This window comes from Rhizobium sp. BK661 (assembly GCF_024808825.1).
In the GTDB taxonomy this organism is placed as follows: Bacteria; Pseudomonadota; Alphaproteobacteria; order Rhizobiales; family Rhizobiaceae; genus Rhizobium.
Map to the genome: position 1 here is coordinate 35,813 of NZ_JANTYT010000025.1, position 24,049 is coordinate 59,861.

A 24,049-nucleotide genomic window follows, 5' to 3' on the forward strand; every position below is an offset into this window, starting at 1 on the left:
ATGAACCAGCGCATCCTTGTGACCCCGCGATCGCTGACCGCAGAACCGCACCCGGAGGTCGAGAAGCTGAAGGAAAGCGGGTTTGAAATCGTCTATTCGACTGCCGGCGCCATGCCCACCGAGGAAGAGCTGATCAATCTGGTGCCGGGCTGCGTCGGCTGGCTGGCCGGCGTCGAACCGGTGACGCCGAGAATCATCGAGGCTGCGGAAAATCTCAAGGTCATCAGCCGTAACGGCGTGGGCGTCGACAACCTTCCGCTCGACGTTCTCAACGAGCGTGGCGTGCAGATCATGATTGCCGAAGGTGCCAATTCGATGGGCGTGGCGGAGTTGACGATCGGCCTGATCTTCAGCGCTCTCCGGTCAATTCCGCTCTCGGATGCAGGCATCAAGTCCGGTGGCTGGCCGCGGATGCGCGGCGCGGAAATCCATGAACGGACCGTCGGCATCATCGGCTGCGGGGCGATCGGCCGCGAAGTTGCCAGAATGGTCATTGCCCTTGGCGCCCGCGTCATCGCCTTCGACCCGGCCCGGCCCAACCTGGACCTGCCGTCCCAGGCTTTTGCCTATGCCGAGGTCGATGAAATCATCGCGAAGGCCGATATCGTCTCCCTTCACTGCCCGCTCCCGCGTGACGGCTCGACATTCCTCGATCGGAACCGGATTTTTTCGAGCAAGCACGGTCAGGTCCTGATCAACACGGCCCGCGCCCGCCTCGTCGATGAGGACGCCTTGATCGAGGCGCTGGATGCCGGACAGATCGGCAGCTATGCGACGGATGTGTTTGAACAGGAGCCGCCGCTCTCGCTGTCGCTTGCCTCGCACCAGCACGTCATCGCAACGAGCCATATCGGCGGCTTTACAGCAGAGAGCGTCGATCGTGCCACGCGTATCGCGGCAAACAACCTGCTCTTCGCGTTGAAGGCCTGAGATCGGCCATGACCGGACGCCTTGAAGAAACTACTTTCAGCGCCCCGCTGGCAGACTATCTAAGCAAGCCGCCGGCAAAGGGTCTCCGGCTGTACTGGCTGGGACAGGCGGGTTTCGTCATCGATATCGACGGCCGCAGACTGGTGATCGATCCGTATCTGTCGGACACGCTGGCGGAAAAATATAGAGGCACCGAGCGCCCGCACGAGAGGATGATGCCGCCGCCGGTTTCAGCCGATGAAATCGCGTTTGTCGATCTAGTGCTTTGCACGCATGCGCATACCGATCATATGGACCCGGGGACGCTCAAGCCCTTGCTGGAGAAAAACCCGTCTGCGGGTTTGCTCGCCCCGCGGGCGATGCGCCAGCAAGCGATCGATCGTTCCTGCGTGGCCGAATCCCGGATTGTTCTGACCAATGCCGGTGAGACCGTGTCGCCCCTCCCCGAGCTTACGATCCTGCCGACCGCCTCTGCGCACGAAGCGATGGAAATCGACGCTGCGGGAGACTGCCGTTTCCTCGGCTATGTCATAGCGGCGGATGCCGTTCGCCTGTGGCACTCCGGCGATTGTATTCCTTTCCCTGGCCTCGAGCGTGACGTCTTGGCGCATCGGCCGGATATAACCTTGCTGCCCGTCAATGGGCGGCGCCCCGAGCTGTCGCAAAACGGCGTGGCCGGAAATTTTTCGCTGCACGAGGCAATCGGCGTTACCCGGCGGATCGGCGCCCGGGATATGGTGGCCCATCACTATGGCCTCTTCGCTTTCAATACCGAAGAGCCGGAAACGATCGATGCCGCGATTGCGTCGACCGCCGACCTAAGAATTCATCGCGCTCAAACGGGACTGAGCCTGTCGTGGCGCGCGGAATGAAATGAAGCGCCTCTGTTCTGGCGGGGGCGGTCTTGCTCTGGAAGATTGAAGCTTCTAGCCTTGCGTCAGACATGCAGGAAAGGCGATCCGAATGGATAGCGACATCCGGACCAACAGCGGCCGGAACATTATCGAAATCATCAGGACGATGCGTTCGGAATTGCGCAAGTCGGATCGAAAGGTCGCGGACGTGGTGCTTGACGATCCCCGCCGCATCATGAACGCGACAGTTGGTGAAACGGCAGCGCTTGCGGAGGTCAGCCAGCCGACCGTGCTGCGCTTTGCGACGGCGATCGGCTGCAGCGGATTTCAGGATTTCAAGATCAGATTGGCCCAGAGCCTCGCGCTTGGGACACCGGCAACGCATTCGGTCCTGCTCGACACCGACGAGCCTGAAATCGTCGCCGAAAAGATATTCGACTACACGATGACGAGCCTCGACTGGGCGCGAACCCGGCTGGACAAGGCGGCACTGCATAAGGCGATCGAAATCCTCTCGAATGCCCGCTCGATCGTGTTTTTCGGTTTCGGCGCCTCGGGTATCGTCGCCCGCGACGCCCAGCAGAAATTCCCTCTGTTCGGCGTGCCGTGCGGCGCGGAACTGGACTCCCACCAGCAGCTGATGGTCGCCTCGATGATGAATCCGGGCGAGGTGGCTTTCGTGATCTCTAATACAGGCACCACGCGCTCGATCATCGAGATCGCCCGCATCGCTCGGGAAAACGGGGCCTCAGTGATCTGTCTAACCGGATCGGAATCGCCGCTCACTAATTACTGCGACGTTTCGCTGATCGTCGAAACACTCGAGAACACTAACATGTATACGCCGACGATCTCTCGGATCGCCGCACTTGTGGTCATCGACATATTGTCGACCAGCGTCGCGATGCGCCGCCCGTCGGATGATCAGGCACGTATTCATCAGATGAAGCGGCAATTAAGTGATATGCGCAAAATGCAGCCTATCTAGCGCTAGACACGGTTTCGAGAAAATAGTCCCGTCTCGCGGCTGGATTTAACGGTGCTTTGGGCGCTCTTGGAAGGAGGGCGACAGCCATGGCAACAGCGGCTCGCACAGCAACAATGGCACGCATAGCAACAATGGGGCCCGAGGCGGCAACTCAAGCCATGGCAGCCCAAAAACACAGCAGAGCACGAAGGGCAAGTCCAGCGAGGCGGGCGACAAGTCGCATTTCGCGAAAACTGACAAGAGCGTCACCGTCACTAAGGAGAAGAACGCGTCTGCGCAGCTTGCTGGCTTGAACTCGCTAAAGCGCAACTACAGAGCCTACTTGAACAGCTCGGACCCGCGCTTGACTGCGATTGCAGCCTACGCGGTGGCCTACGCCCGATATGAAATCGACAACGGCGTCGAGCCATCCGAAGATGATCCGATCCTCGGCGATGAGGCACTGGAGGATGCACTGGCTTCGGCAAGCAAAACGGGCGAGGTCAGCCCGGCGGTACTCGATCAGGCAAAGGCCATCCGGCGCCTTTGACGGGTTATGGTCGGTAATCGATTCTTTTACGGGCTGGGCGGTGGTCGTCCGCGAGGTTCCCCTTGATGCCCTAACACGGGGAGAGGCAACCGATCTGGTCGATCTAATGAATGATCGCGACCTTCAGGCTCGTGAGATCCTCAAGCGTTTCGAGTGACCTCGGGCTGGGTTGTATCAGTCTTTGGCCGCAAACGATTCTCTAACTTGGCCTGCTGGCCCTCCCAGACGCGAAGCCTGGGCACCGAAGTTTGAGCGATGCCCGTCCGTGCCGGTAGAGATCGATGGAGTCCATTCTCGTCTGTGGTGGCTGCAGCTTCGCGCATAAAACCGCCCGACCTGCTCACAGATCCTCAGGCCAGAAAGGTCAATGCATTCAGTCTCGAGCGTTCGCCGTCATGCGTGGCTTGCCCATGCGCTTCAATGGCATCTTGCGTGGCAGGAGCTCTCAAGCACTGGGGGATTCATGACCTTCGATGAAGTTTGTCGATCTCGGTGAAGACTTTGGTTGAGCCGATCCAGTCAGCCTTCGGGCAAGCCAGCGTCACGCAGACCCGATAAGATACGGGCCATAATAGCAGAGGGCCACCATGTAACCCTGACTTTGGCAAGCGTAAGGTCGGGATGGCTCTCTCGCAATCGAAGGCAGGCACGTCGTGCCTCATCCAATCTGCCGGCGTGGACATAGGCGCTGACGAGCCACCGCAGAGCCCAACTCGCGTCAGGCTGCTGGCTAAGGCCTCTTTGGATCCAGGTAATCGCATCGTCGTATCGCCCGTCAACGAAATGGGCGGCGCCGACGCCGACGTCCGCCATATAGGCGATCGGATCGAGCGGGCTCAGCCGACGGAACCGCGCAAAATGTCCGAGCGCGGACGCGGAGCGTTCGCGATACACATCAAGCCAACCGCTACGCAGCCAGGCCCAGGCTGAATTCGGATCGAGCGAACGCGCTCGCTCAAGGTGTGTCTCTGCCACGTCGAAGTCCCGTGCAAACGAATGCGCCGCTCCAAGGATCGCGAGAACCATCGGGTCATCGTGGCTGAGCGAGGCAGCGCGCTGTGCAAGGCACAAGGCCTCATCCCGGTCACGGCCTGGAGCGTCGGTCCAACCATACACGGCGCGTTGCGCGTGGCACCATGCGAGCAACGACAGAGCGAAGGGATAGTCAACGTCATGGGCAAGCGCTTGAGTGAGAAGCGAGCGGGCCGTTTCGTTCTGATCCTTGTCAAGCGACCAGACGAGCGGGAACGCTCTCAACACGAAGTCGTATGCGTCCAGACCAGATAAGTCGATAGCCGAAACCTACTCGGACCGAATGGCTACTCGCCTGCTCGCATGCGGATGTCCCGCATAGCATGCGCATCCTAAGATTGCATTTGTAACGACAATCTCGTAAAAGGTTTGAGTGCGCAATCGTAACGGAGCCGCTACGATGGATACGATTCTGACTGAAGGCTTTGACGCAGCTTTGACCCTGACCGACCATATCGAACATCTGCCGGACAGGAAGCGGCGCGAACTGGCGCGCATCCTCCAGATCCTGTTTGCCGAGGTCGAGCGCTTCCGGGCGAGCAAATTGTCGGCCAGGCGCCAGACCGGCAAGATCCTGATGGTCCTGCTCTACGGCTCGTACGCCCGTGGCGACTGGGTCGAGGATCACCTGAGTGGCTACCGTTCCGACTACGACCTCCTGATTGTCGTCAATAGCAATTCCTTTGCAGAGGAGCAGGAGCTCTGGGAAGGCATTGAAGAGCAGCTTTTAAAGGAGCAGATCGCGCATCGTATCGAAACACCGGTCGTGCCGATCATCCACACGCTGGCCGATGTCAATGACCAGCTCTCCCGCGGCCGGCCTTTCTTCGTCGACATCGCCAGGGACGGCGTTGTCCTCTACCAGCAGCCCGGTCATTCGCTGGCGCAGCCGAAGCCTCTGACGGCGGAGGAGCAACACTATGAAGCAAGCCAGTATTTCAACGAATGGTTCGAGCTAGCTCGGCATTCGGTCAAGCTCGCCGAAACCAGCATGGCCGACGGTGTACCGCGTCATGCCGCCTTTAATCTTCATCAAGCGACTGAGAAATCGTACCATAGTATCCTGCTGACGCTGACGCTCTACAGCCCCAAATCCCATCGTCTGAAGGTTCTTCGCTCTCAGGCCGAGGGGATAGATCTCAGGCTGGTAGAGGCTTGGCCGCGCGACAGCCGGTTTTCACGGCGCTGCTTCGAATTGCTGGCGCGGGCCTATGTGGAAGCCCGATATTCCTCGAAATACACAATCACCAACGAGGAACTCGCCTGGCTGGTTGAGCGCGTCAAGGTCTTGCAGACACGGGTGGAAACAATCTGCAGAGAACGGCTTGCCTTATAGTTGCCTCCCAGGCCGCGTATGGCGCTGCGGCCGAAGAGACCCAGCATGTCGAGCAAGGGAAGCCTGTAACCACGCGTGTCGTCAGCTCGACGAGCCGGCCTTGCGGGCTGCATCCAGACTATCAAGAACCGCCGCACCGAGAAACATGGTGTCACTGGCGAGGACAAAGAAGCTGATCCCTGCTCCGCGCCATCTGCCGACATCGGCGGGCGACGGGCGGAAGATGCCAACGGCGCGACCCGCGTTCAAAGCCGCTGACGTGATCGTCCTGATCGCACGGTCCAGCTTGTCCTGGCCGGCCGGGCCCATGGCATCGATAGAGACCGATAAATCTCCAGGACCGATGAAGATCAGATCCACGCCTTCAACGGCAACGATCTCCTTGATGTTGGCCAATCCCTCGGCGGTCTCGACCTGGATCGCCAGTACGAGCATGTCGTTGGCCTTCGCCAGATAGTCCGGAATACGGTAGCCGTAACCCGCCGCCCGGCCGGGGCCAACGCCGCGGCTGCCGATCGGCGGGTAGCGAGTGGCAGAGACGGCGGCCCTTGCCTGCTCGGCGGTCGAAACTCTCGGAACGAGGACGCCGCCCGCGCCGGCATCGAGGACGGCCGCGATCGCTTCAGGCGCGTGGCCGGGAACACGCACCATCGCCTTTACCGAATGCACATCCGCCGCACGCACGAGATCCTCGATGCGCTCGCGTCCGATCTGGGCATGCTCCCAATCAATGCAGATGAAATCTGGTTGGGACTGCGCCATCACCTCGACGGCGACGGGATGCGGGATCGCCGAAAAGGTGCCGACGAGCAGCGCGCGTTCGAGACACTTCGTGCGAAAATCATCCATCTGAGCATCTCCCATCCAGAATCCAAGGTCCAAAAAAGGTTTAGACATAAAGCAATTTGCTCTCAAGCTTAAAACATGGTCAAGCTGAGAGCCAGGCAGCGCAAAAGCTGCGTGGACAGAGGGAGGACCATCGTGAAGCAGCATCCGCTCAAAGGGGCAAACCGCCTCAAGCTCGGCGTTTTCTCCGCAAACGCGGATGGCGGCCTTGCGATCACGGACGTCCCGGAGCGCTGGACTGCCAGCTGGGCCGACAACCTCACCGCCGCACAGATCGCCGATCGCACCGGTTTGGAGTTCCTGCTTCCAATCGCCCGCTGGCGCGGGTTCGGGGGCAAGAACCGGGTGCGCGAATGGTCTTTCGAGACGTTCACCTGGGCAGCCGCCCTTGCGGCTTCCACCAAGCAGATCGGGCTGTTCATGACGGTGCATGTGCCGCTTGTCCACCCGCTCTATGCGGCAAAGGCGCTGGCAACGGTCGACCACGTCAGCAATGGCCGGGCCGGGCTGAATATTGTCTGCGGATGGAATCCAAAGGAGTTTGCCATGTTCGGCACGTCGCTGGTCGAGAAGGGATATGACCAGGCGGAGGAGTGGCTTCAGGTGCTGGAGCGTGCCTATACGTCGGATATACCGTTCGACTACGATGGCACCTATTACAAACTGAAGGAGGCCATCAGCCGTCCAGCCAGCTTGCAAACGCCGCGTCCGGTCACGATGAACGCAGCGTTCGGCGGACCGGGTCGGGATTTTGCAGCGAGGAACTGCGACTACCTGTTTACGACCTTCTCGGAGATCAACGAAGCAGGAAAACATGTGGCCGACATCCGCGACCGCGCCCAGCAGCACCACCGCGAGGTCGGCGTCTATACCGTGTGCCACGTCGTCTGCCGGCAAACCCAGACCGAGGCTGAGGACTACTATCATCGCTATGCCGTCGCTATGGCCGACCACGAGGCGGTCGACACCCACATGGCTGGCAAGAAGGAATTCTCGCAATCGCATGATCGCGAGGCTTACGATCGCTATCGCCAGCGCTTTGCCGGCGGTGCCGGCAGCTATCCGCTGGTCGGAACACCGGAGCGCATCGCCGAAGAGATGATTGCGATCTCACGGCAAGGTTACGCCGGCATCGCGCTTTCATTCGTCAACTATACGCAGGAGCTACCCTTCTTCTGCGATCGCGTCCTCCCGCTTCTGATAGGAGCCGGCTACAGACAGTGACCGATCAGAGGCGCTTGAAGACCGGCTCAACGCGCAGATTGAATCGACCTCTCCGGCTCGAAACTCCATCGCAGGAAGAATAGGATAGTACGAATGGCCCTTGGCCCTGTTTCATCGCGGACGACGATCCAGGAGGCAGTTTACCAACAGCTGCGCAATGCCCTCATGGTTGGCCGATTTGATCCCGGACAGACGCTGACGATTGCCTCGCTCGCAGAAACATTCGGCACCAGCAACATGCCGGTTCGTGAAGCGTTGCGCCGGCTGGCAGCCGAAAATGCTGTCGAGGTTGCCCCGAACGGTTCGGCGCGAATTCCACCGGTGACCGCCGCCCGGCTGGATGATCTTGCCCGCGCCCGGATCGCCGTCGAGGGCCTCGCCACCGAACTCGGTGGTCCACGTCTGACAGCTGCCGATATCGCGCAGCTTGAATTAATCGTCGAGCAGCAGCATGCGACAGCCCGTGAGAACGTCTACGAACTCATCGAGATGAACCAGCGGTTCCATTTCACTATCTACCGGGCCTCGGGATCGGAGGTCCTATTGCAGCTGATCGATACGCTCTGGCTCCGTCTCGGACCCTATATGCGGCTGCTGTCGGGCGTGGTAGCGCCGCTCATCGACAAGGGTGAGCTCGATCCGGCGGGTCTGCACGATGTCATCATAAAAGCGATCAAGGCTCAGGACTTTGCCGCGGCCCGCGAGGCTATCGGCAACGACATCCGGCACACGCACGAGACGCTGCGGAGCTATTGCGGTGGCAAGGGCGGCTGGAACGCTCGCTGACGGTTGACATGTGGAGCTCCGAAATTAGTTGAACTCTAAAATTGTTTGTGATCAAATGATCAAAACAGGCCGCGGTGACGAAGACGGCCATGCGGAACAGTCAATTGCAGGAGCAATTATGAGCCTATCGGCATCCCCATTGAAGGTTACTGGCCAGAATGGCTTCCCGGTCGACGAAATCCGCGCAATGTTCCCGGCCATTCAGAAGGCCGGCGACTTCATTTTCCTCGACAATGCCGGTGGCGCGCAGGTCCCACAGGCCGTCGTTGACGCGGTAGCGACCCATCTTGTCGACTTCAACGTCCAGCGGATGGCCAATTACCGGCACAGCCAGGGCGTAGACCGCAATCTCGACGAGGCACGCGAAACTGTGGCACTCCTCGTCAACGCCTATCGCCCGGAAGAAATCTCCTTCGGCCTCAACGCGACCTCCTTCATCCGGCTTGTCAGCCTCGGCATTGCCAAGATGCTCGGCGACCGCAACGAGATCGTCGTCACCGACATGGACCACGACGCCAACATAGCCACTTGGCTTGCGCTTGAGGCGGACGGAGCCAAGGTCGTCTGGTGGCGGATGCGCGACGACGGCACTCTGCACGTTGAGGATCTGAAGCCGCTCCTCAACGACAAGACGCGTCTCGTCGCGTGTACGGTCACGGCCCATTCAATCGGTACTATCGTCGACGTTGAAGCCGTGGGGAAACTCGCACATGCCGTCGGCGCGGAGGTGTTTCTCGATTGCGTCCACTACGGTCCGCACGGCCTCATTGATGTACAGGCGTGGGATTGCGATTATCTGGTCTGTTCCGGATACAAGAATTTCTCCCCGCATATGGGCTTCCTCTGGGGACGCTACGACGCGCTCTGCAGGCTTCCGACGTTCAAGGAAGACTTCATCCCCGATGTGCCGCCCTACAAGATCGAAGTCGGGACGTTCACTTACGAGAACGTCGCAGGCATGAATGCTGCCGTGAAATACCTCGAGGCGCTCGGTCGCCGCTTCCTGGCCGGCGCCGGTCATTCGCGCCGCGAGGCGCTGGCGGCAGCGATGGGCGCGATCCGCGACTATGAATTGACGCTGTCTCGCGACATGATCGGCGTTCTTAAAAAACACGGCGCAGTCATCTACGGGGTGTCTGACGAAGCCCGGCTTTCAGACCGCGTTCCAACCATCTGCTTCAACATTCCAGGTGTCACGCCACAGCAGATCGCAGCGGATATGGGAGAGGCCGGCATCGGCTTGCGTGATGGTCACATGTTTGCGCCCCGACTGATGAAACGGCTTGGCTTGTCGATGGAGCACGGCGCTGTTCGCGTCTCGCTCGTTCACTACAACAAGCCAGAGGAAATCGCACGGTTCGACAGGGTGCTTGGCGAGATTCTTGCAAAACGAAAAGCCTAGCGGCGGGCAGCCGCTCGCGGCAAAACTGTCTCGGGCGCTACGAGACCTTTGAAACTTAAAATTTCCCTTGAATTGCGCCCGACTTCGAATAACGTTCTCCCGCCAGGCGCTGGCCTCGCTTCAAGCTGCAGGCGCTAGGCCAGACATGTAAGGACTGATCCTTGTCTTTTTGGTCATCACCACTCTCCGCGGAAACGAAAAAGGCCCGCCACGCCTTCGATGGCATCCGCGCGCAAATCCGCGATCTCAGAACGGATAACATCGCAGCCCTGGCGATGCGGGCCCGCGAACTCGGAGATGTCATCCCGCTCTGGTACGGCGAAGGTGATCTGGTGACGCCGGCCTTCATCCGCGAGGCCTCCAAGGCGGCGCTGGACGAAGGACAGACATTCTACATCCCGAACATGCGCGGGCTCGACGCCCTGAACCAGGCCCTCAGCCGCTATCAGTCCGACCTGCACGACCGACCGATCGCAATCGAACGGACGACCGTGGCGCCGAGCGGCATGCAGGCGCTCTACATCGCCCTGCAGCTTCTCGTCGACATCGGAACCAATGTCGTATACGTCGCGCCGCAATGGCCGAACATCCACAATGCGATCCATCTGATCGGCGGCGAGCCCCGCCCCGTTTCGCTTGACTTCGATACCGATTGGCGCCTCGACCTCGACAAGCTGTTTGCCGCTTGCGATGCGCGTACGCGAGCCATCTTCCTGTCGACCCCGTCCAATCCCACCGGCTGGACGGCAAGCGCAGAAGAGATGCAGGCGCTCCTCGAGTTCAGCCGGCGTACCGGCATCTGGATCATATCCGACGAAGTCTACGGTCGCCTCTATTTCGAGGGCAACGTTGCACCTTCGATCCTCCAGATAGCCGACGACACCGATCGTGTGATCTCGATCAACAGCTTCTCCAAGGCCTGGGCGATGACCGGCTGGCGGATCGGCTGGCTGTCTCATCCGTCCGGCATCGCCGATCAGCTTGCGGCCATGACGCAGTATATGAACAGCGGTACTGCAGGCATGATCCAGGCTGGCGCCGTTGCCGCCCTGACCAAAGGTGAACCGCTCGTGGCGGAAATCCGCAACAAGGCAAAGGCCGGCCTCGACCTTGCCTACGAACGGCTCGCGAGGATCCCTGGCATGATCCTCCCCGACAAGCCGCGGGGTGGCATGTATGCCTTCTTTGCCCTTAAGGGCCGCGCCGACGCGCGCGAGGCCTGTGCCGACATTCTTGAAAAGGCCCGTGTCGGCCTGGCGCCGGGCCATCTCTTCGGCAATTCCTCCGCGGCATTCCTGCGCATGTGCGTATTCCGCGACATCGAACAGATAAGGATTGCGCTCGATCGCATGGTCGACGCGATGAAATGACGCTCCGCCCCAGGGCGGAACGGGATACACCGGCGCCGGCAAAAACCCGGCGCAGGCCAATAAACCAGAGGGAGATAAAAATGAGCCTGACCCGTCGTAACCTGTTGGCCCTTGCGGCCGCCATCGGCCTTGCCGCCGGAGCCTCCACCGCCTATGCCGCCGATGTCCTCAATGTCGGTTCCTACCCGAGCAATCCGCCCTTCGAATACAAGAACGACAGCGGCGCCTTCGAAGGCTTCGAGGTCGATATCGTCACCGAAGCTGCCAAGCGTGTTGGCCTGAAGCCCGAAATCGCCGACTACGGCTTCCAGGCACTGTTTGCAGGCACGACCTCCAAGCGCATCGACGTGGCGATCTCCTCGATCACCATCACCCCTGATCGTCTGAAATCTCAGTCCTTCACCCAGCCTTACTACGACTCCGACATGGGTGTGGCCACAAAGGCAGACAGCGCCATCAAGGGTCTTTCCGATCTCAAGGGAAAAACAATCGGCGTGCTCTCCGGCTCGACCGGCGACAAGTGGGTCAAGGATAATACGGCAGCCAACGGCTTTGCCGACGTCAAGGGCTACAACGCCCAGCAGGAAATGTTCCTTGACCTCGGGGCCGGCCGTGTGGACGCTGTTGTCAGCGACATCCCGGGCATGGAGTATCTCTTCGTCAAGATGAAGGGCTTTGCCATCAAGGATCGCATCAAGACCGGCGAACAGTACGGCCTGATGATGTCCAAGGATCATCCTCTGCTTGAGAAGATCAATGGCGCCATCACCGAAATGAAGAAGGACGGCACGCTCGCCAAGATCCACAAGAAGTGGTTCGGCAGCGACGCACCGGCCGGCTCGTCAACGATCACCGAACTGCCGATCCCGAAGGCATAAGCTCGCAACCGAGTTTGGATCTGTCATGCCGGCCCCTGGCCGGCGTGATGCCTACCCCGTACCTGCAAGGAATGCCCATGTCGCTGGTCGAGACCTTCTTCAACTCCGATGTCCTGATGTCCAGCCTGCCGGCACTTCTTCGCGGTCTCTGGAACACGCTCCTGCTCGGTCTTCTCGCGATTGCCGTCGGCGTTCCGGCCGGCCTCATCGTAAGCCTGATCCGCCTCTATGCGCCAAAGCCGCTGCGCCTGCTGACGACGATCTACATCGACGTCTTCCGCGCAGTTCCGGTGCTTGTGGTCCTTATCCTGATCTATTACGCGCTGCCGTTCCTCGGCATCCGCCTCTCCTCGTGGGCCTCCGCGGTTCTGGCCTTTTCGATCGTCATGGCAGCCTATTCGGCGGAAATCTTCCGCTCCGGCATCGAAAGCGTCCCACGCGGGCAGTTCGAGGCGGCGGCCGCTCTCGGCATTCCCTTTGTCGTGACATTGCGCAAAGTCATTCTGCCGCAGGCACTGCGCATTGTTATCCCCCCCACCACCAGCAACTGCGTTTCGATGTTCAAGGACACGTCGCTTGCCTCGACAGTGGCGCTTCCCGAACTCCTCAAGGAAGCAACAGACGCACAGGCGCTCTACGCAAACCCGACGCCGCTGATCGGTGCTGCGCTGGTCTACATCCTTTTCCTGTGGCCGATGGTGCGCCTCGTCAGCCTGCTGGAAAAACGCTTCAAGGCTGAAAAGACCCGCTAAACCCCGCAAACGCCCTGCTAGTCGAAGTTGGGATCCGAAAGGTGGTTGCTGACGGAAACCTTGACGGCGCCGATCCTCGACCAGAGCGCCTTGATATCGGCAGGGTCGACATCGGCCATCATATCGCGCAGCCAGCTCTCGTGAGCCGCTGCCATCGTGGTGAAAAGCTCATCGCCCTTGGGCGTCAGCTTGGCGACCGTGACGCGGCGATCGTCGTCCGGCGTCTCACGAACGACAAGGCCATCGGCCTCTAGTCGCTCCACCAGCCCGGTCACGTTTCCGTTCGTCACCATGGTGCGCCTGGACAATTCACCAAGGCGCAATCCGTCATGCTCGCGATAAAGCTGGGCCATCAGATCGAACTGCGGAAGGGTTGCCTTGAATTCGTTTCGAAGGCGACGTCGAACCTCCTGCGAGATCAGCTTCGTTGTGGAAAGCATCCGCAGCCAGAGCCGAAGCTCCTGCTTTTCATGCGCGCCCTGGACAATTGTCTCCAGGTCGACGGTATCCACCTCCGCGTCTGCCATGTCACTCCGCCCGAACCATCTGGATAAGTCCCGTTGGTCTAGGCACCAATATTTGAAATGTCAAAGGAATTGCTTTGGCGGTCGCCGTTACGACCGGGAAAGCATTTTTGCAAGCATGAAGCCCGATCCTGCTCCCGTTCCTGCGCCCGGCCAGGTCGAGGCGCCACACATATAGAGCGACCTCACAGGCGTGGCGTAGCGCGAATATCCGGCAACGGGTCGGAAGATGAAATTCTGATCGAGATGATGACTTCCCGAAAGATTATCGCCGCCGATCAGGTTCGGGTTCTCACGCTCCAGGTCAGTCGGCGAGAAGATCGCGCGCCCGAGCACCTTCGAACGCAGGCCCGGCGCATAGCGCTCGAGAATGTCGAGGACACGCTCACAATAGGCTTCCTTTGCCTCATCCCAGTTCCGGGCGCTGATGTTGCCTGCGGCGTCACCATGGAAATTCGCCGGCAAGACACGCACCTGCAACCAAAGAACATGCTTTCCGTGCGGCGCCCGGGTAGGATCGATTGCCGTTGGCTGGCCGACGACGAGGGCGGGTTCCGTCGGAAGTAATCCGGCCGCTGCCTCTGCATAGACCCGCGACATCATTTCCAGGTCGGGGGCGACGTGCACATAGGCAAAGCGCTTGAGTTCTTCCCCCGCCCGCCAATCGGGCAACCCTTCGAGCGCGAGGTGGATCATCATCGTGCCTGGCCCCTCGCGGAATTTTCCGAGCCTGCGATCGAACTCGGCGCGCACCGGGTCTGACGCAACGAGCCGGCCAAACAGGTTCTTGGGATGAACATTGGCGATGACAGCCCTGCGCGCCTCGAGGGTTCGCCCGTCAGCCAGGACCACGCCGGTTGCCCGTCCCGATGAAACGCTGATGCTGTCGACCGGTGCATCAAGGATCAGTTCTCCGCCTTTTTCCTGGAGAAGTCCTGTCATCGCTGTGATCATCGTGTCGGCGCCGCCCTTGCCGATCACCATGCCGAAAGCCTGGTTTGCCATCGATTCAAGATAGGGGAACAGGGCCCCGCCGGCGATATCGGGGGAGAAATCGAGATGTAAGCCCCACGCCGCCATCATCGTCTTGACCTTGGCATGCGTGAAGCGTCCATCCAGAAAATCTCGGGGCGAGGCGAAAAGAAGCCTGAGCGTGTCGTAGAGCCAGCCGGTTCCCTTCTGCCGCCATGCTTTCCAGACAACCCTCAATGCCGCCAACGACGGCATTGGGGTCGCCAGAAGAGCAAAAATATGGGGTGCGTCTGATCCGAATTCGGCAAGCATCGCGCGCCACCTTCGGGCGTCTTCCGGCGAAAGGGCCGCAATACCGTCGCTGGTCTTTTCAAGATCGGAACTGACGCCAAGAAAGGTGTCGTCGCGAAACACTGTCGCAAAACAATCAGCCGCAGGCACGAAATCAAGGCCGTGTGCGATCAGTGCTTCATTGTGTTCGGCAAAGAAGGGGGAACCGGCAAACATTGACAGGTTCATGGCTGCAACGTCGTGACGGAAGCCGGGGACGGTCAGTTCGCGGGTTTTCACAGCTCCGCCCGGCTCTCCCTTGGCCTCGACGACCGCTACTTTCCATCCCTTCGCCGCCAGGTGGACGGCCGCAGCAAGACCATTGTGACCGGCGCCCACCACCACTGCATCGTAACTCATGCTTGAACCCCTCGTTCACTTTGCCTTTTTATTCGCACATGCATACATCTTAGACGAACCTGTTCAAGGGCCGGAAAGCCTCGAGGTCACCAACAACGTCCTCGGGAGACCTCTGATTGCTATTGAAAGTCTGATATTCAGGTGAAGTCACTGCGGTTTTAGCCCCGTTGACCTGTCGGCGCCCCGGGACCTTCTCGGAACATCCAAATACTTGCAATATCATATTTCGTGACATACGCTCCCCTTATCCAGCCATCACGGGCAACAGACAAGAAGCCTCCAAAGCCCTTTGCACCGTCGCGCTGGCATCTCGCCAAGGGGAACCATGAAATGTCGACTACAGCTCTTTCAAACCTCGCAACCGCACTTGTGTCAGGCGCCGTGAAGGTCGTTGATCTCACTGCCCCACTCGGACCCGACACGCCGGTGCTTTATCTGCCGCCGCAGTTCGGCAAGAACACACCGAACGTCAAGGTCCACACCATTTCGGCCTATGACCAGGACGGGCCATTCTGGGCATGGAACTGGCTGGAACTCGGCGAGCACACCGGAACGCATTTTGATGCGCCCTGTCACTGGATCACTGGCAAGGACAATCCGAACAATACGACCGACACCATTGCGCCGCAGAACTTCGTCGCGCCCGTCAACGTGATCGACCGCTCGAAGGAAGCTGCCGCCAACCCCGACTATCTGCTCACCGTAGAGAGCATAAAGGAATGGGAAGCCGAGCACGGCGAGATCGAAGCCGGCAGCTGGGTGCTGCTGCGCACCGACTGGTACAAGCGCAACGGCTCGAGCGAGACGTTCCTGAATGCCGATGAAAATGGACCTCATTCCCCAGGCCCGACGGCGGAGGCCATCGAATACCTTTTGACCAAGAACATCATCGGCTGGGGTCAGGAAACGATCGGAACCGATGCAGGCTCGGCCGGTGGGATGAACCCGCCCTTTCCCGCGCACAACCTGATGCACAAGGCCAACCGCTACGGACTTGCAAGCCTTTGTCAGCTCGACCAGTTGCCGCCAAAAGGTGCGGTCCTGATTGCCGCTCCGCTGAAGCTCGTCAAGGGCACCGGTTCACCCGTGCGCGCGCTGGCGCTTGTCACGACTTAAAGCTCGTGCGGGCCGGAGCCAGACTCCGGCCCGTTTGACATTTCTGGCTGCGCCGAGGCGACACAATGGCTGAATACGACTACATCGTTGTCGGGAGTGGCATAAACGCGCTGGTGGCAGCCGCGATGCTCGGGAAGAAGGGCCGCAAGGTCCTCGTTCTCGAGCGGAATGAAAAAATCGGCGGCTGCCTGCGCAGCGAGGAAATAACCGAGCCCGGCTTTGTCCACGACCTGATGGCGACGACGATGGTGCTGTTTGTGACCTCGCCCGCCTATGGGGTGCTCGGCAAGGATCTTGAAGCCCGCGGTCTGGAATTCGCACATGCGGATCTGCCGACCGGCGTCCTGCGGCCGGATGGTTCGCATGTCATCTTCTCCATGGACCGGCAACGCAACGTCGCGACCTTCGACAAGCTCCACGCCGGTGACGGCATGGTCTTCTCGAGCGAGATGAACAAGCTCGGTGCAGACGCGCCTTTCCTGTTTTCACTTCTCGGTGGCGCGCTGTGGTCTGGCACGACGCTGAAGGCCGTCGCAAAGCAGGGCTGGGGACGCGGTCTTCGCCAACTTGCCGCCTGGTTCGGCGAGGCGCTGGTCCCTGCCCGCGGCTATCTGGAAACCACCTATAAGTCCGAGGATATTCATGCCCTGTGGGCTCCTTGGGTGCTGCATTGCGGCTTGGGACCGGAAGCCGCGTATTCCGCCGAAATGCTGAAGGTCATCGGCTTTGCGATTGAACTTGCCGGCTGCCCGATCGCCAAGGGAGGCGCAGTCTCCCTGCTCAATGCTTTTGAAAGATTGATTTCCGATCATGGCGGCAAGATCCGAACCGGAGCCGACGTCGCGCAGGTGACAACATCCCCTTCAGGCCAGGCTGGCGGCGTCAGGCTTGCGAGCGGCGAGATCCTCGCAGCCAACCGCGGTGTCATCTGCTCAACCACGCCGAACCAGCTCTACGGGCGTCTCACGAAGGACTGGCCGCAGCCTCTGCCCGCCGAGACGTCAGAGGCCGTTGCGCGCTTCCGCTATGGAAAGGGCAACATGCAGATCCACTACGCACTGGCTGAGCCGCCGAGGTGGAAGGCCAATCCGGAACTCGGGAAGGTCGCACTACTGCATCTGACACCCGGTCTCGACGGGGTGTCACGCGCCGCCAACGAATGCGAGCGTGGCCTGCTGCCCGCAGAGCCGACGATCTGCGTCGGCCAGCCTGCATCTCTCGACCCGAGCCGTGCACCAGACGGAAAATCGATCCTCTGGCTGCAATTGCCCGAAGCGCCGCGCTTCATCAAGGGCGATGCGGCGGGCGAGATCGCAACCACATCCGACGGTCTTTGGACGCAAGCCATTCGCGAGCGCTACGCCGATCGCATCGAGGCAATCCTGTCGCAACACATCGAGGATTTCCAATCGATCAAGCTGGCTCGCGCGGCTTATTCTCCCGCTGATCTCGAGGCAATGAACATCAACCTCGTTGGCGGCGATCCCTATGGCGGCTACTGCGGAATAGACCAGTTTTTCCTCTGGCGCCCGTTTAAGTCTTCTGTTAACCACCGCACCCACATTCCGGGTCTCTACCATATCGGCGCATCGGCCCATCCCGGCCCCGGTCTGTCAGGCGGCTCCGGATTTTTGCTCGCATCTTCCCTCCCCTGACGCAAGGACAAGGAAACGCTCATCCATGGAAGAACGGTTTTCGGGTACGGTTCTGCGACGCAAGGAAGACGGTTACGAGACGCGTCCGACGATGGGCGAGATCGGCCTCAACCATTTCGCCCCCTACCTGATGAACCGACTGATGGCGCGCTGGAACGCCAATCTGGCAGAAGAGCTCAAGGAACAGGACGTGACAACCGCCAAAATGCGCACGCTCGCGGTCTTGAGCATTGCGTCGTCGGTTACGATCAACGAACTGTCCGTCTTCGCGGTGACCGAACAATCGACCATGAGCCGAACACTCGATTCACTCGAGGAACAAGGCTACATCAGGCGCCAGCCTCGGGCTGAGGACATGCGCGTCCGAGACGTTTCGATCACGGAAGAAGGGCGGGCAGCGTTCGAAAAGCTCTGGCCGAGCATGTATGACCTCTTCCTGCAGATGTTCGACGGCGTGGACGAAGTCGAGTACCGCGCCTTCCTGTCGACGCTGCACAAGGTGCTGCACAATATCCGCAAGCATGAGATTTGAGATCGCCACGCGTCAGAGCGTCGCAACCGTCTTTAACGCTCCATCCAGTGCGATCCCGTTCTCGTCGAGCAATGCCGCCTGCCGCAGCCGTCGCATCCATGCCGCTGCATCCTCGCGCCCCTTCAACAGCGGCAGTGCCGACATCACCCGGTCGAACTTGGACAGACCCCGGGTATGGGTGTCAGAGTAACCTTTCACCAAACGCCGGTTGTTGAGGACCTCGACGGCAAGGTCATAATCGTCTGGAAGCAGCCGTTGCGCCTGCGTGAGCCAGTTTTCTCTATGTTCAATCTCTCGCATGTTGCGCAGCGTGCCGCGGCGTGTGCCGCGCAGGGCTGACACCGCATAGAGACAAAAGAACCAGAACAGCGTGCCCGTCTTGACGCGCCGACCCTTGTTGACGAAGCGATCGAGGCGATTGAAGACGGCCGGCCGACTTTCGATCCAGAGGCCGATCCGTTTCGGCAAGGTGCCGCAAACCTCGTCCATGCGCGGATGCATGTATTCTGTCATGTAGACGATCTGGTCGTCTCTGGCGCCGACTTCCTTGCGGACGCGGTCGAAGCGCGAAGCGCGGACCTTGAGGTCGGCCACGCGTATGACATCGTCATAGGCCATCGCCACGGCCACATATTTTGCCGCCTGGCAGGTGAAGGCGTAGTCCTTGTCCGGACCGCCCGCCGCCCGGTCGTTCATCAGAAGCGCGCCGACACGGTTCAGATACTCGTCGGCATAGGCCGGATCCTGAAAGTCGGTCAGCTTCTTGACACCGGCGAAAAGCAATGCGCGTGCCGGCTCGGGAAACTCGCCGCGTATCCTGTCGAGCAGAGCATCGAGCGTCGCATGGCCAGTGCTTGACGGCAAGGGATCAAGCCGCTTGTGCGGCCGGTCGGAGACCGGATCGCGCGGTTTTTCCACGGTGCGTTGATAAGCGGCGTTGAAGGCGCGCAGGCTGGGCTCGATGCCCTTGCCCCCCGCCCTGATCATGGCTTCGAAAGCATCCTTGGGAAAGGGCAGCACACCGGCCGCCGCCAGGGCACCGAACATTGCGGCCGAGATCACGCTGCCGTTCTTGACAGCCAGCGCTTCCATGTCGAAGGCGATGGTTTTCTTTGCTGCAAAATCCGTCGCCTCTACGACAACAACGGGATTGCCGATGCCATCGCCGGGCTTTTCCTTTTCACCGACGGCGAAGGCACGGTGCGTCGATGCGATCAGGGTTGTTTTGTCTGGTGTCACCAGGCCGCGCAGCACCGAGCGCCCGGCTTCCATTAGCTCGGCGGCAAGCACGACGTCGACATCGCCGGGCGTCGGCATCAACGCGAAGATCGGCTCATGGCCATCGCGCGCCGGCAAGAGTTCCAGATAATAGATCGTCGCCCCGGTTCGCTGTGCGACGCCTGGAACGGAAGTTGTTTGAGCCATCCAGCCCTGGCTCTCGGCAACTCCGACCACCCAGTCGGCCAAAACGCCGCCGCCCTGGCCGCCCATGGCAAGGATTGCCAGCGAGATTGGCTTGTCGGTCGAAAGGCGAGTGCTCATGGGACGTTGCTCGTTCATAGCAGGCCTTGCTCCACGAAGACAATGCGGCTGGAGGCGCGACGCCTCTGCAGCCAGCCGATGACGGCGCTACGCAGGCGGGCGGTAAACCGATCCCAACCGGTCGGATTGTGGATGATGTCAGCGCGATAGAAAGACGGACAGAGGACGGCCGCTTCCGACACCTCGCCGCAGTTGCCGCAACCAACGCAGTTGTTGTCGATTGCTGCGACCGGGTCATCCTTCAGCGGGTCGTCGGTGTGCTTGACCGACAGGGACGGACAGCCGGAAAGGCGAATGCAGGCGTGGTCGCCGGTGCAGACGTCTTCGTCAACCCCGAAGCGCTCCTTGACCATGCGCTGGCCGTCCTTGACGGCCTTGGCAAATTGCGGCTTCACGCGGCGCTGCTTGTTCAGCATGCATTCCGACGAGGCGACGATGATCTTTGGGCCCGGCTCTTTCGTCGTCAGGGCCTCGCGTAGCGTATCGCGCATTTTGGCAACGTCATAGGTCCGGTCGATCTGCCGAACCCATGTGGCGCCGATCCCCTTCACGGCGTTGACGATGGAGCTGTTCGTCTTGCGGCGCGGATTGATGGCGCGCGAGGACATCACGTCCTGGCCGCCGGTTGCGGCCGAATAGTAATTGTCGACAACAAGGATGACGCCGTCCTGCTTGTTGAACACGGCATTGCCGACCGAGGTCGCAAGACCGTTGTGCCAGAAGCCGCCATCCCCCATGACCGAGATCGACCGCTTCTCCGCATCGACATTGAAAGCGGAGGCCGAGGCTGGGCCAAGGCCGTAGCCCATCGTCGTGCCGCCGATATTGAAGGGCGGCAGGATCGAGAAGAGATGACAGCCGATATCGGCCGAGACATGGTGCTCGCCGAGTTCCTGTTCCACAAGTTTCATGGCCGCAAAGATTGGCCGTTCGGGACAGCCGATGCAGAAGCCAGGCGGACGTGGGGGCACCACTTCTGCAAGCGCCTTGACCTTCGGATCGTTGAGGACCGGCGTCGGGTCAGGCAGCGGTGGCTGATTGCCGAGCAGCACACGCTGATGCGTCTCGAGGAAATCCCTGATGCCTTTCATCAGCACAGGCGTGGTGTACTCGCCGCCAAGCGGCAGGACGTCCTTGCCGGATACCTTCGTCTGGATGTCGCGACGGCGCAGAACGGTGTTCAGCGACTGTTCGATATATTCCGGCGCGCCCTCCTCGACCATAAGGACCGCCCTCTTGCCAGCACAGAAGTCGGCAATCTGATCATCGACCAGGGGATAGGCAACGTTCAGGACATAGAGCGGCACGGAGCAGTTGCCATAGACATCGGCAAGCCCGAGCTGCTGCAGCGCGCGCATGACGCCGTTGTACATCCCGCCAAGAAGAATGATGCCGATGTCGCCTTCGGAAGGGCCGAAGTATTCGTTGAGTTCGTTCTTCTTGATATATTCGACTGCAGCCGGCCAGCGCTTGCCGAGCTTTTCCTTCTCATGCAGGAAGGACGCCGGCGGCAGGACAATGCGATTGACGTCGCGCACCGGATTTTCCAAGGCCTGTTTCAGCGTGAACTCAGGCCGCTTGTTGTCCTTTGCCTCGAACTGGCCGTGAACATGGCAGCTGCGGATGCCGACCTGCAACATAACGGGCGTGTTGGAGGCTTCCGACAGCTCGAACCCTTTCTCCACCGACTGCACGATGGAGGGCAGGTTGGGACGCGGATTGAGGAGCCACATCTGCGACTTCATCGCATAGGCGTGGCTGCGCTCCTGCATGATCGAGGAGCCCTCGCCGTAATCCTCGCCGATGATGATCAGCGCGCCACCCGTCACGCCGCCGGACGCAAGATTGGACAGCGCGTCCGAGGCGACGTTTGTGCCGGCTGTCGACTTCCATGTGACGGCGCCGCGCAGCGGATACATGACGGAAGCCGAAAGCATGGCTGCGGCCGCGGCTTCCGACGCCGAGGTCTCGAAATGGACGCCCAGATCCTCCATCACGTCCTTGGCATCGGCAAGCACGTCCATCAGATGCGAGATGGGCGAACCCTGATATCCGCCGACATAGGACACACCGGATTGCAGGAGAGCTTTGGTGATTGCAAGGATGCCTTCGCCGCGGAAGATTTCACCTTCCCCCAGCTTCAGATCCTCGACTTCACGCGCAAACGAGCGTTCGGCCATGGCATTCCCCTTCGTCCATTCGGACTGCCTTTCTATTCATTTGCAAAAGCATATTTCGGCGCGCGCGACCCTGTCAATCGGCAAATGCCTTCTTTGATTGAAGGCGTTACACGCCGGCGTCGGCATGACCAATGGCCATCTGCCGAAAATTATATGCTCCAGCATATTATTGATCACGGGAAGTGGATTTTTCAAGCTTCAACAAAGCGCTTGCCGGTTTCTGTGACTTATTTTAAGGTTGAAGCATTCCGATAATAAATCGCCAGCGGCCGGCAGGTAAGAAAACCCTCCTTCCGCTTCACAAGGGGAACGGAGTGACTATGACGACGCTTACTCGGCGCGAGGCCTTGAGCCTGGGCGCAGCAACCTTCATTACCGGGATTCTCGCCGGTCGAAATATCGTTTTGGCTGCCGAAAACGGCACGCTGACGATAGCCTTCAACGTCAATCTGCCATCCTTCGACCCCACCACCGGCCCGTCGGCGGTCAATCCGGCCATCCAGGCCATCTATCGCTCGATCTTCGACCAGTTTATCGGCCAGGGACCGGACCTGAAGTTCCAACCCGGGCTTCTGACGGACTGGGGATGGAATGAAGACAAGACCAAGGTCTGGATGGATGTCCGCCAAGGCGTCACATGGCATGACGGCACGCCGTTTACGCCGGAGGACGTCGTCTGGTCGCTGACCCGCGCGGCCGATCAGAAGGGAGGAAATCCGATTTCCTTCATCTGGTCGACGGCCGGCAACTATAAGATTGAGGGCCATCGCATCACCGGCGATGTACTGCGCTTCGAGCCGACCTACTTCAAGTGGATGGCGTTTCTGACCGGCTACGTCCTGCCCAAAGCCTATTATGAAAAAGTCGGTGCAGAAGGCTTCGAGAAGAAGCCGATCGGCACCGGCCCCTATATGGTCGACGCTTACGAGGGCAACGCCTTTCTCCGCCTCAAGGCAAACCCAAACTACTTCGGCGGCAAGCCCGCCTTCGATACCGTCGTCTTCAAGTTTGTACCCGATACGACCAGCCGCGTTGCTGAAATCGAATCCGGCTCTTCCGATGTCACGCTCGAAATTCCCTACGAAGATTTCGATCGCCTGAAAAAGAAGTCGGGGCTTTCGGGCACCGCGACCCCGATCTCCGATATCGGCATGATCTTCATCAACAACATCGACGTGATGCTGGACAAGAACGTGCGTTTGGCCGCCCACCACGCAATCGACAAGAAGGCGATCGTTGCACGACTGCTGCGTGGTTACGGCGTGCCGATCGACACGCTGGAGGCGCCCGAATATGATGCCTTCGATCCGTCGATCGTCGTCGGCTTCGATGCCGGGAAGGCAAAGGCGCTGCTCGCTGCATCCGGTTACTCACCGGAAAAACCGGTCAAGTTCAAGATCCAGACCACGCGGGGCTTCAAGCCCAAGGATTACGAGATGATCCAGGCGATCGTGGGGATGTGGCGCAAGGTTGGCATCGAAGCGGAAATCGAGGTCTACGAAATCGCCAAGCACTACGAACTGCGCGCTGCCGACGCGCTGGCGCCGGCTGCCTTTTACAACTGGGGCAACGCGATCGGTGACCCAACCACGTCGACGGGCTTTGCGATGTTCGGCCCCTCGCCGCATTCGGTTTGGAATACCGACGACCTCGACAACATGATCGGCCCGCTCTGGGGCGAGAAGGATGAGGCAAAGCGCATCGCCGGGTGGAAGGCCGTCAGCAAGTATATTGCAGAACAGGGCTATGTAATCCCGCTTCTCCAATACGCCCAGCCGATCGTCTACAAGGAAAGCCTCAAGGTTGTCCCGAACGTATCGGGCGCCCTGCAGCCGACCCTCGTCGCCAAGGCGTAAAGCATGCTCCCCACCGGATGATAAATCCGGCTTCGGGCGGGTCAGTTGGCCCGTC

20 protein-coding genes and 1 pseudogene are annotated in these 24,049 nt (G+C 60.1%); 15 read left to right on the plus strand and 6 right to left on the minus strand.

What is annotated here, in order from left to right; all coding sequences use genetic code 11:
• From FHX16_RS27970 to FHX16_RS27985, 4 genes and pseudogenes are all read left to right on the plus strand, one after another.
• Complete coding sequence (locus tag FHX16_RS27970) at positions 1-930, plus strand: phosphoglycerate dehydrogenase (RefSeq protein WP_183758633.1); 930 nt, start codon at positions 1-3, stop codon at positions 928-930.
• 8 nt (positions 931-938) lie between these two features.
• Positions 939-1,802, plus strand: coding sequence for an MBL fold metallo-hydrolase (locus FHX16_RS27975; protein ID WP_183758631.1), 864 nt, complete (start codon positions 939-941; stop codon positions 1,800-1,802).
• 91 nt (positions 1,803-1,893) lie between these two features.
• Positions 1,894-2,772, plus strand: coding sequence for an SIS domain-containing protein (locus tag FHX16_RS27980; protein ID WP_183758629.1), 879 nt, complete (start codon positions 1,894-1,896; stop codon positions 2,770-2,772).
• Positions 2,773-2,848: 76 nt separating this feature from the next.
• Positions 2,849-3,289: pseudogene (locus tag FHX16_RS27985) on the plus strand (hypothetical protein); the annotation flags it as partial.
• Between the two features lie 531 nt (positions 3,290-3,820).
• Here the strand turns inward: FHX16_RS27985 and FHX16_RS27990 are convergent.
• Positions 3,821-4,561, minus strand: a complete 741-nt coding sequence (locus FHX16_RS27990; protein ID WP_183758627.1) for a tetratricopeptide repeat protein — start codon at positions 4,559-4,561, stop codon at positions 3,821-3,823.
• 172 nt (positions 4,562-4,733) lie between these two features.
• Between FHX16_RS27990 and FHX16_RS27995 the strand changes: the two genes are divergently transcribed.
• Positions 4,734-5,669, plus strand: coding sequence for a HEPN domain-containing protein (locus tag FHX16_RS27995; RefSeq protein ID WP_183758625.1), 936 nt, complete (start codon positions 4,734-4,736; stop codon positions 5,667-5,669).
• A gap of 81 nt (positions 5,670-5,750) precedes the next feature.
• On the opposite strand, the gene FHX16_RS28000 is transcribed toward FHX16_RS27995, so the two are convergent.
• Positions 5,751-6,518: an HpcH/HpaI aldolase/citrate lyase family protein gene (locus tag FHX16_RS28000; protein WP_183758623.1), complete on the minus strand. Its 768-nt coding sequence runs from the start codon at positions 6,516-6,518 to the stop codon at positions 5,751-5,753.
• A gap of 129 nt (positions 6,519-6,647) precedes the next feature.
• Here FHX16_RS28000 and FHX16_RS28005 point away from each other — a divergent pair, with 129 nt between their 5' ends.
• The 6 genes from FHX16_RS28005 (at position 6,648) to FHX16_RS28030 (ending at position 12,927) form a co-directional block, all read left to right on the plus strand.
• Positions 6,648-7,739 (plus strand): LLM class flavin-dependent oxidoreductase, encoded by a 1,092-nt coding sequence (locus tag FHX16_RS28005; protein ID WP_183758697.1) that lies wholly within the window; start codon positions 6,648-6,650, stop codon positions 7,737-7,739.
• Between the two features lie 93 nt (positions 7,740-7,832).
• Positions 7,833-8,525, plus strand: a complete 693-nt coding sequence (locus FHX16_RS28010) for a GntR family transcriptional regulator (RefSeq protein ID WP_183758621.1) — start codon at positions 7,833-7,835, stop codon at positions 8,523-8,525.
• 118 nt (positions 8,526-8,643) lie between these two features.
• Positions 8,644-9,927, plus strand: coding sequence for a cysteine desulfurase-like protein (locus tag FHX16_RS28015; RefSeq protein WP_183758619.1), 1,284 nt, complete (start codon positions 8,644-8,646; stop codon positions 9,925-9,927).
• Between the two features lie 161 nt (positions 9,928-10,088).
• Complete coding sequence (locus FHX16_RS28020; protein WP_183758617.1) at positions 10,089-11,297, plus strand: pyridoxal phosphate-dependent aminotransferase; 1,209 nt, start codon at positions 10,089-10,091, stop codon at positions 11,295-11,297.
• 80 nt (positions 11,298-11,377) lie between these two features.
• Entirely contained in the window at positions 11,378-12,175 is a 798-nt protein-coding gene (locus FHX16_RS28025; protein ID WP_183758615.1) for an ABC transporter substrate-binding protein, read from the plus strand.
• Between the two features lie 77 nt (positions 12,176-12,252).
• A complete protein-coding gene (locus tag FHX16_RS28030; protein ID WP_183758613.1) occupies positions 12,253-12,927 on the plus strand; it encodes an amino acid ABC transporter permease in 675 nt (224 codons plus the stop codon).
• A gap of 17 nt (positions 12,928-12,944) precedes the next feature.
• Here FHX16_RS28030 and FHX16_RS28035 read toward each other — a convergent pair whose 3' ends face one another.
• Both FHX16_RS28035 and FHX16_RS28040 read right to left on the minus strand, forming a co-directional pair.
• Positions 12,945-13,454 (minus strand): MarR family winged helix-turn-helix transcriptional regulator, encoded by a 510-nt coding sequence (locus tag FHX16_RS28035; protein WP_183758611.1) that lies wholly within the window; start codon positions 13,452-13,454, stop codon positions 12,945-12,947.
• A gap of 87 nt (positions 13,455-13,541) precedes the next feature.
• On the minus strand, positions 13,542-15,113 hold the full coding sequence (locus FHX16_RS28040; RefSeq protein WP_183864846.1) for an NAD(P)/FAD-dependent oxidoreductase: 1,572 nt from the start codon (positions 15,111-15,113) through the stop codon (positions 13,542-13,544).
• A 330-nt stretch (positions 15,114-15,443) separates the two neighbouring features.
• On the opposite strand from FHX16_RS28040, the gene FHX16_RS28045 reads away from it, so the two are divergent.
• The 3 genes from FHX16_RS28045 (at position 15,444) to FHX16_RS28055 (ending at position 18,416) form a co-directional block, all read left to right on the plus strand.
• The gene (locus tag FHX16_RS28045) at positions 15,444-16,229 is read left to right on the plus strand and encodes a cyclase family protein (protein ID WP_183758607.1); all 786 of its coding nucleotides are present in this window, start codon (positions 15,444-15,446) and stop codon (positions 16,227-16,229) included.
• Between the two features lie 65 nt (positions 16,230-16,294).
• Positions 16,295-17,884, plus strand: a complete 1,590-nt coding sequence (locus FHX16_RS28050) for an NAD(P)/FAD-dependent oxidoreductase (protein ID WP_183758605.1) — start codon at positions 16,295-16,297, stop codon at positions 17,882-17,884.
• Positions 17,885-17,909: 25 nt separating this feature from the next.
• Positions 17,910-18,416, plus strand: coding sequence for a MarR family winged helix-turn-helix transcriptional regulator (locus tag FHX16_RS28055; protein ID WP_016558305.1), 507 nt, complete (start codon positions 17,910-17,912; stop codon positions 18,414-18,416).
• 12 nt (positions 18,417-18,428) lie between these two features.
• On the opposite strand, the gene FHX16_RS28060 is transcribed toward FHX16_RS28055, so the two are convergent.
• Complete coding sequence (locus tag FHX16_RS28060; RefSeq protein ID WP_183758603.1) at positions 18,429-19,976, minus strand: indolepyruvate oxidoreductase subunit beta family protein; 1,548 nt, start codon at positions 19,974-19,976, stop codon at positions 18,429-18,431.
• On the minus strand, positions 19,973-22,138 hold the full coding sequence (locus tag FHX16_RS28065; RefSeq protein ID WP_183864845.1) for an indolepyruvate ferredoxin oxidoreductase subunit alpha: 2,166 nt from the start codon (positions 22,136-22,138) through the stop codon (positions 19,973-19,975). The genes FHX16_RS28060 and FHX16_RS28065 overlap by 4 nt, the downstream gene beginning before the upstream one ends.
• Before the next feature lie 320 nt (positions 22,139-22,458).
• Between FHX16_RS28065 and FHX16_RS28070 the strand changes: the two genes are divergently transcribed.
• Positions 22,459-23,994 (plus strand): ABC transporter substrate-binding protein, encoded by a 1,536-nt coding sequence (locus FHX16_RS28070; protein ID WP_259131587.1) that lies wholly within the window; start codon positions 22,459-22,461, stop codon positions 23,992-23,994.
• Positions 23,995-24,049: the final 55 nt, after the last annotated feature.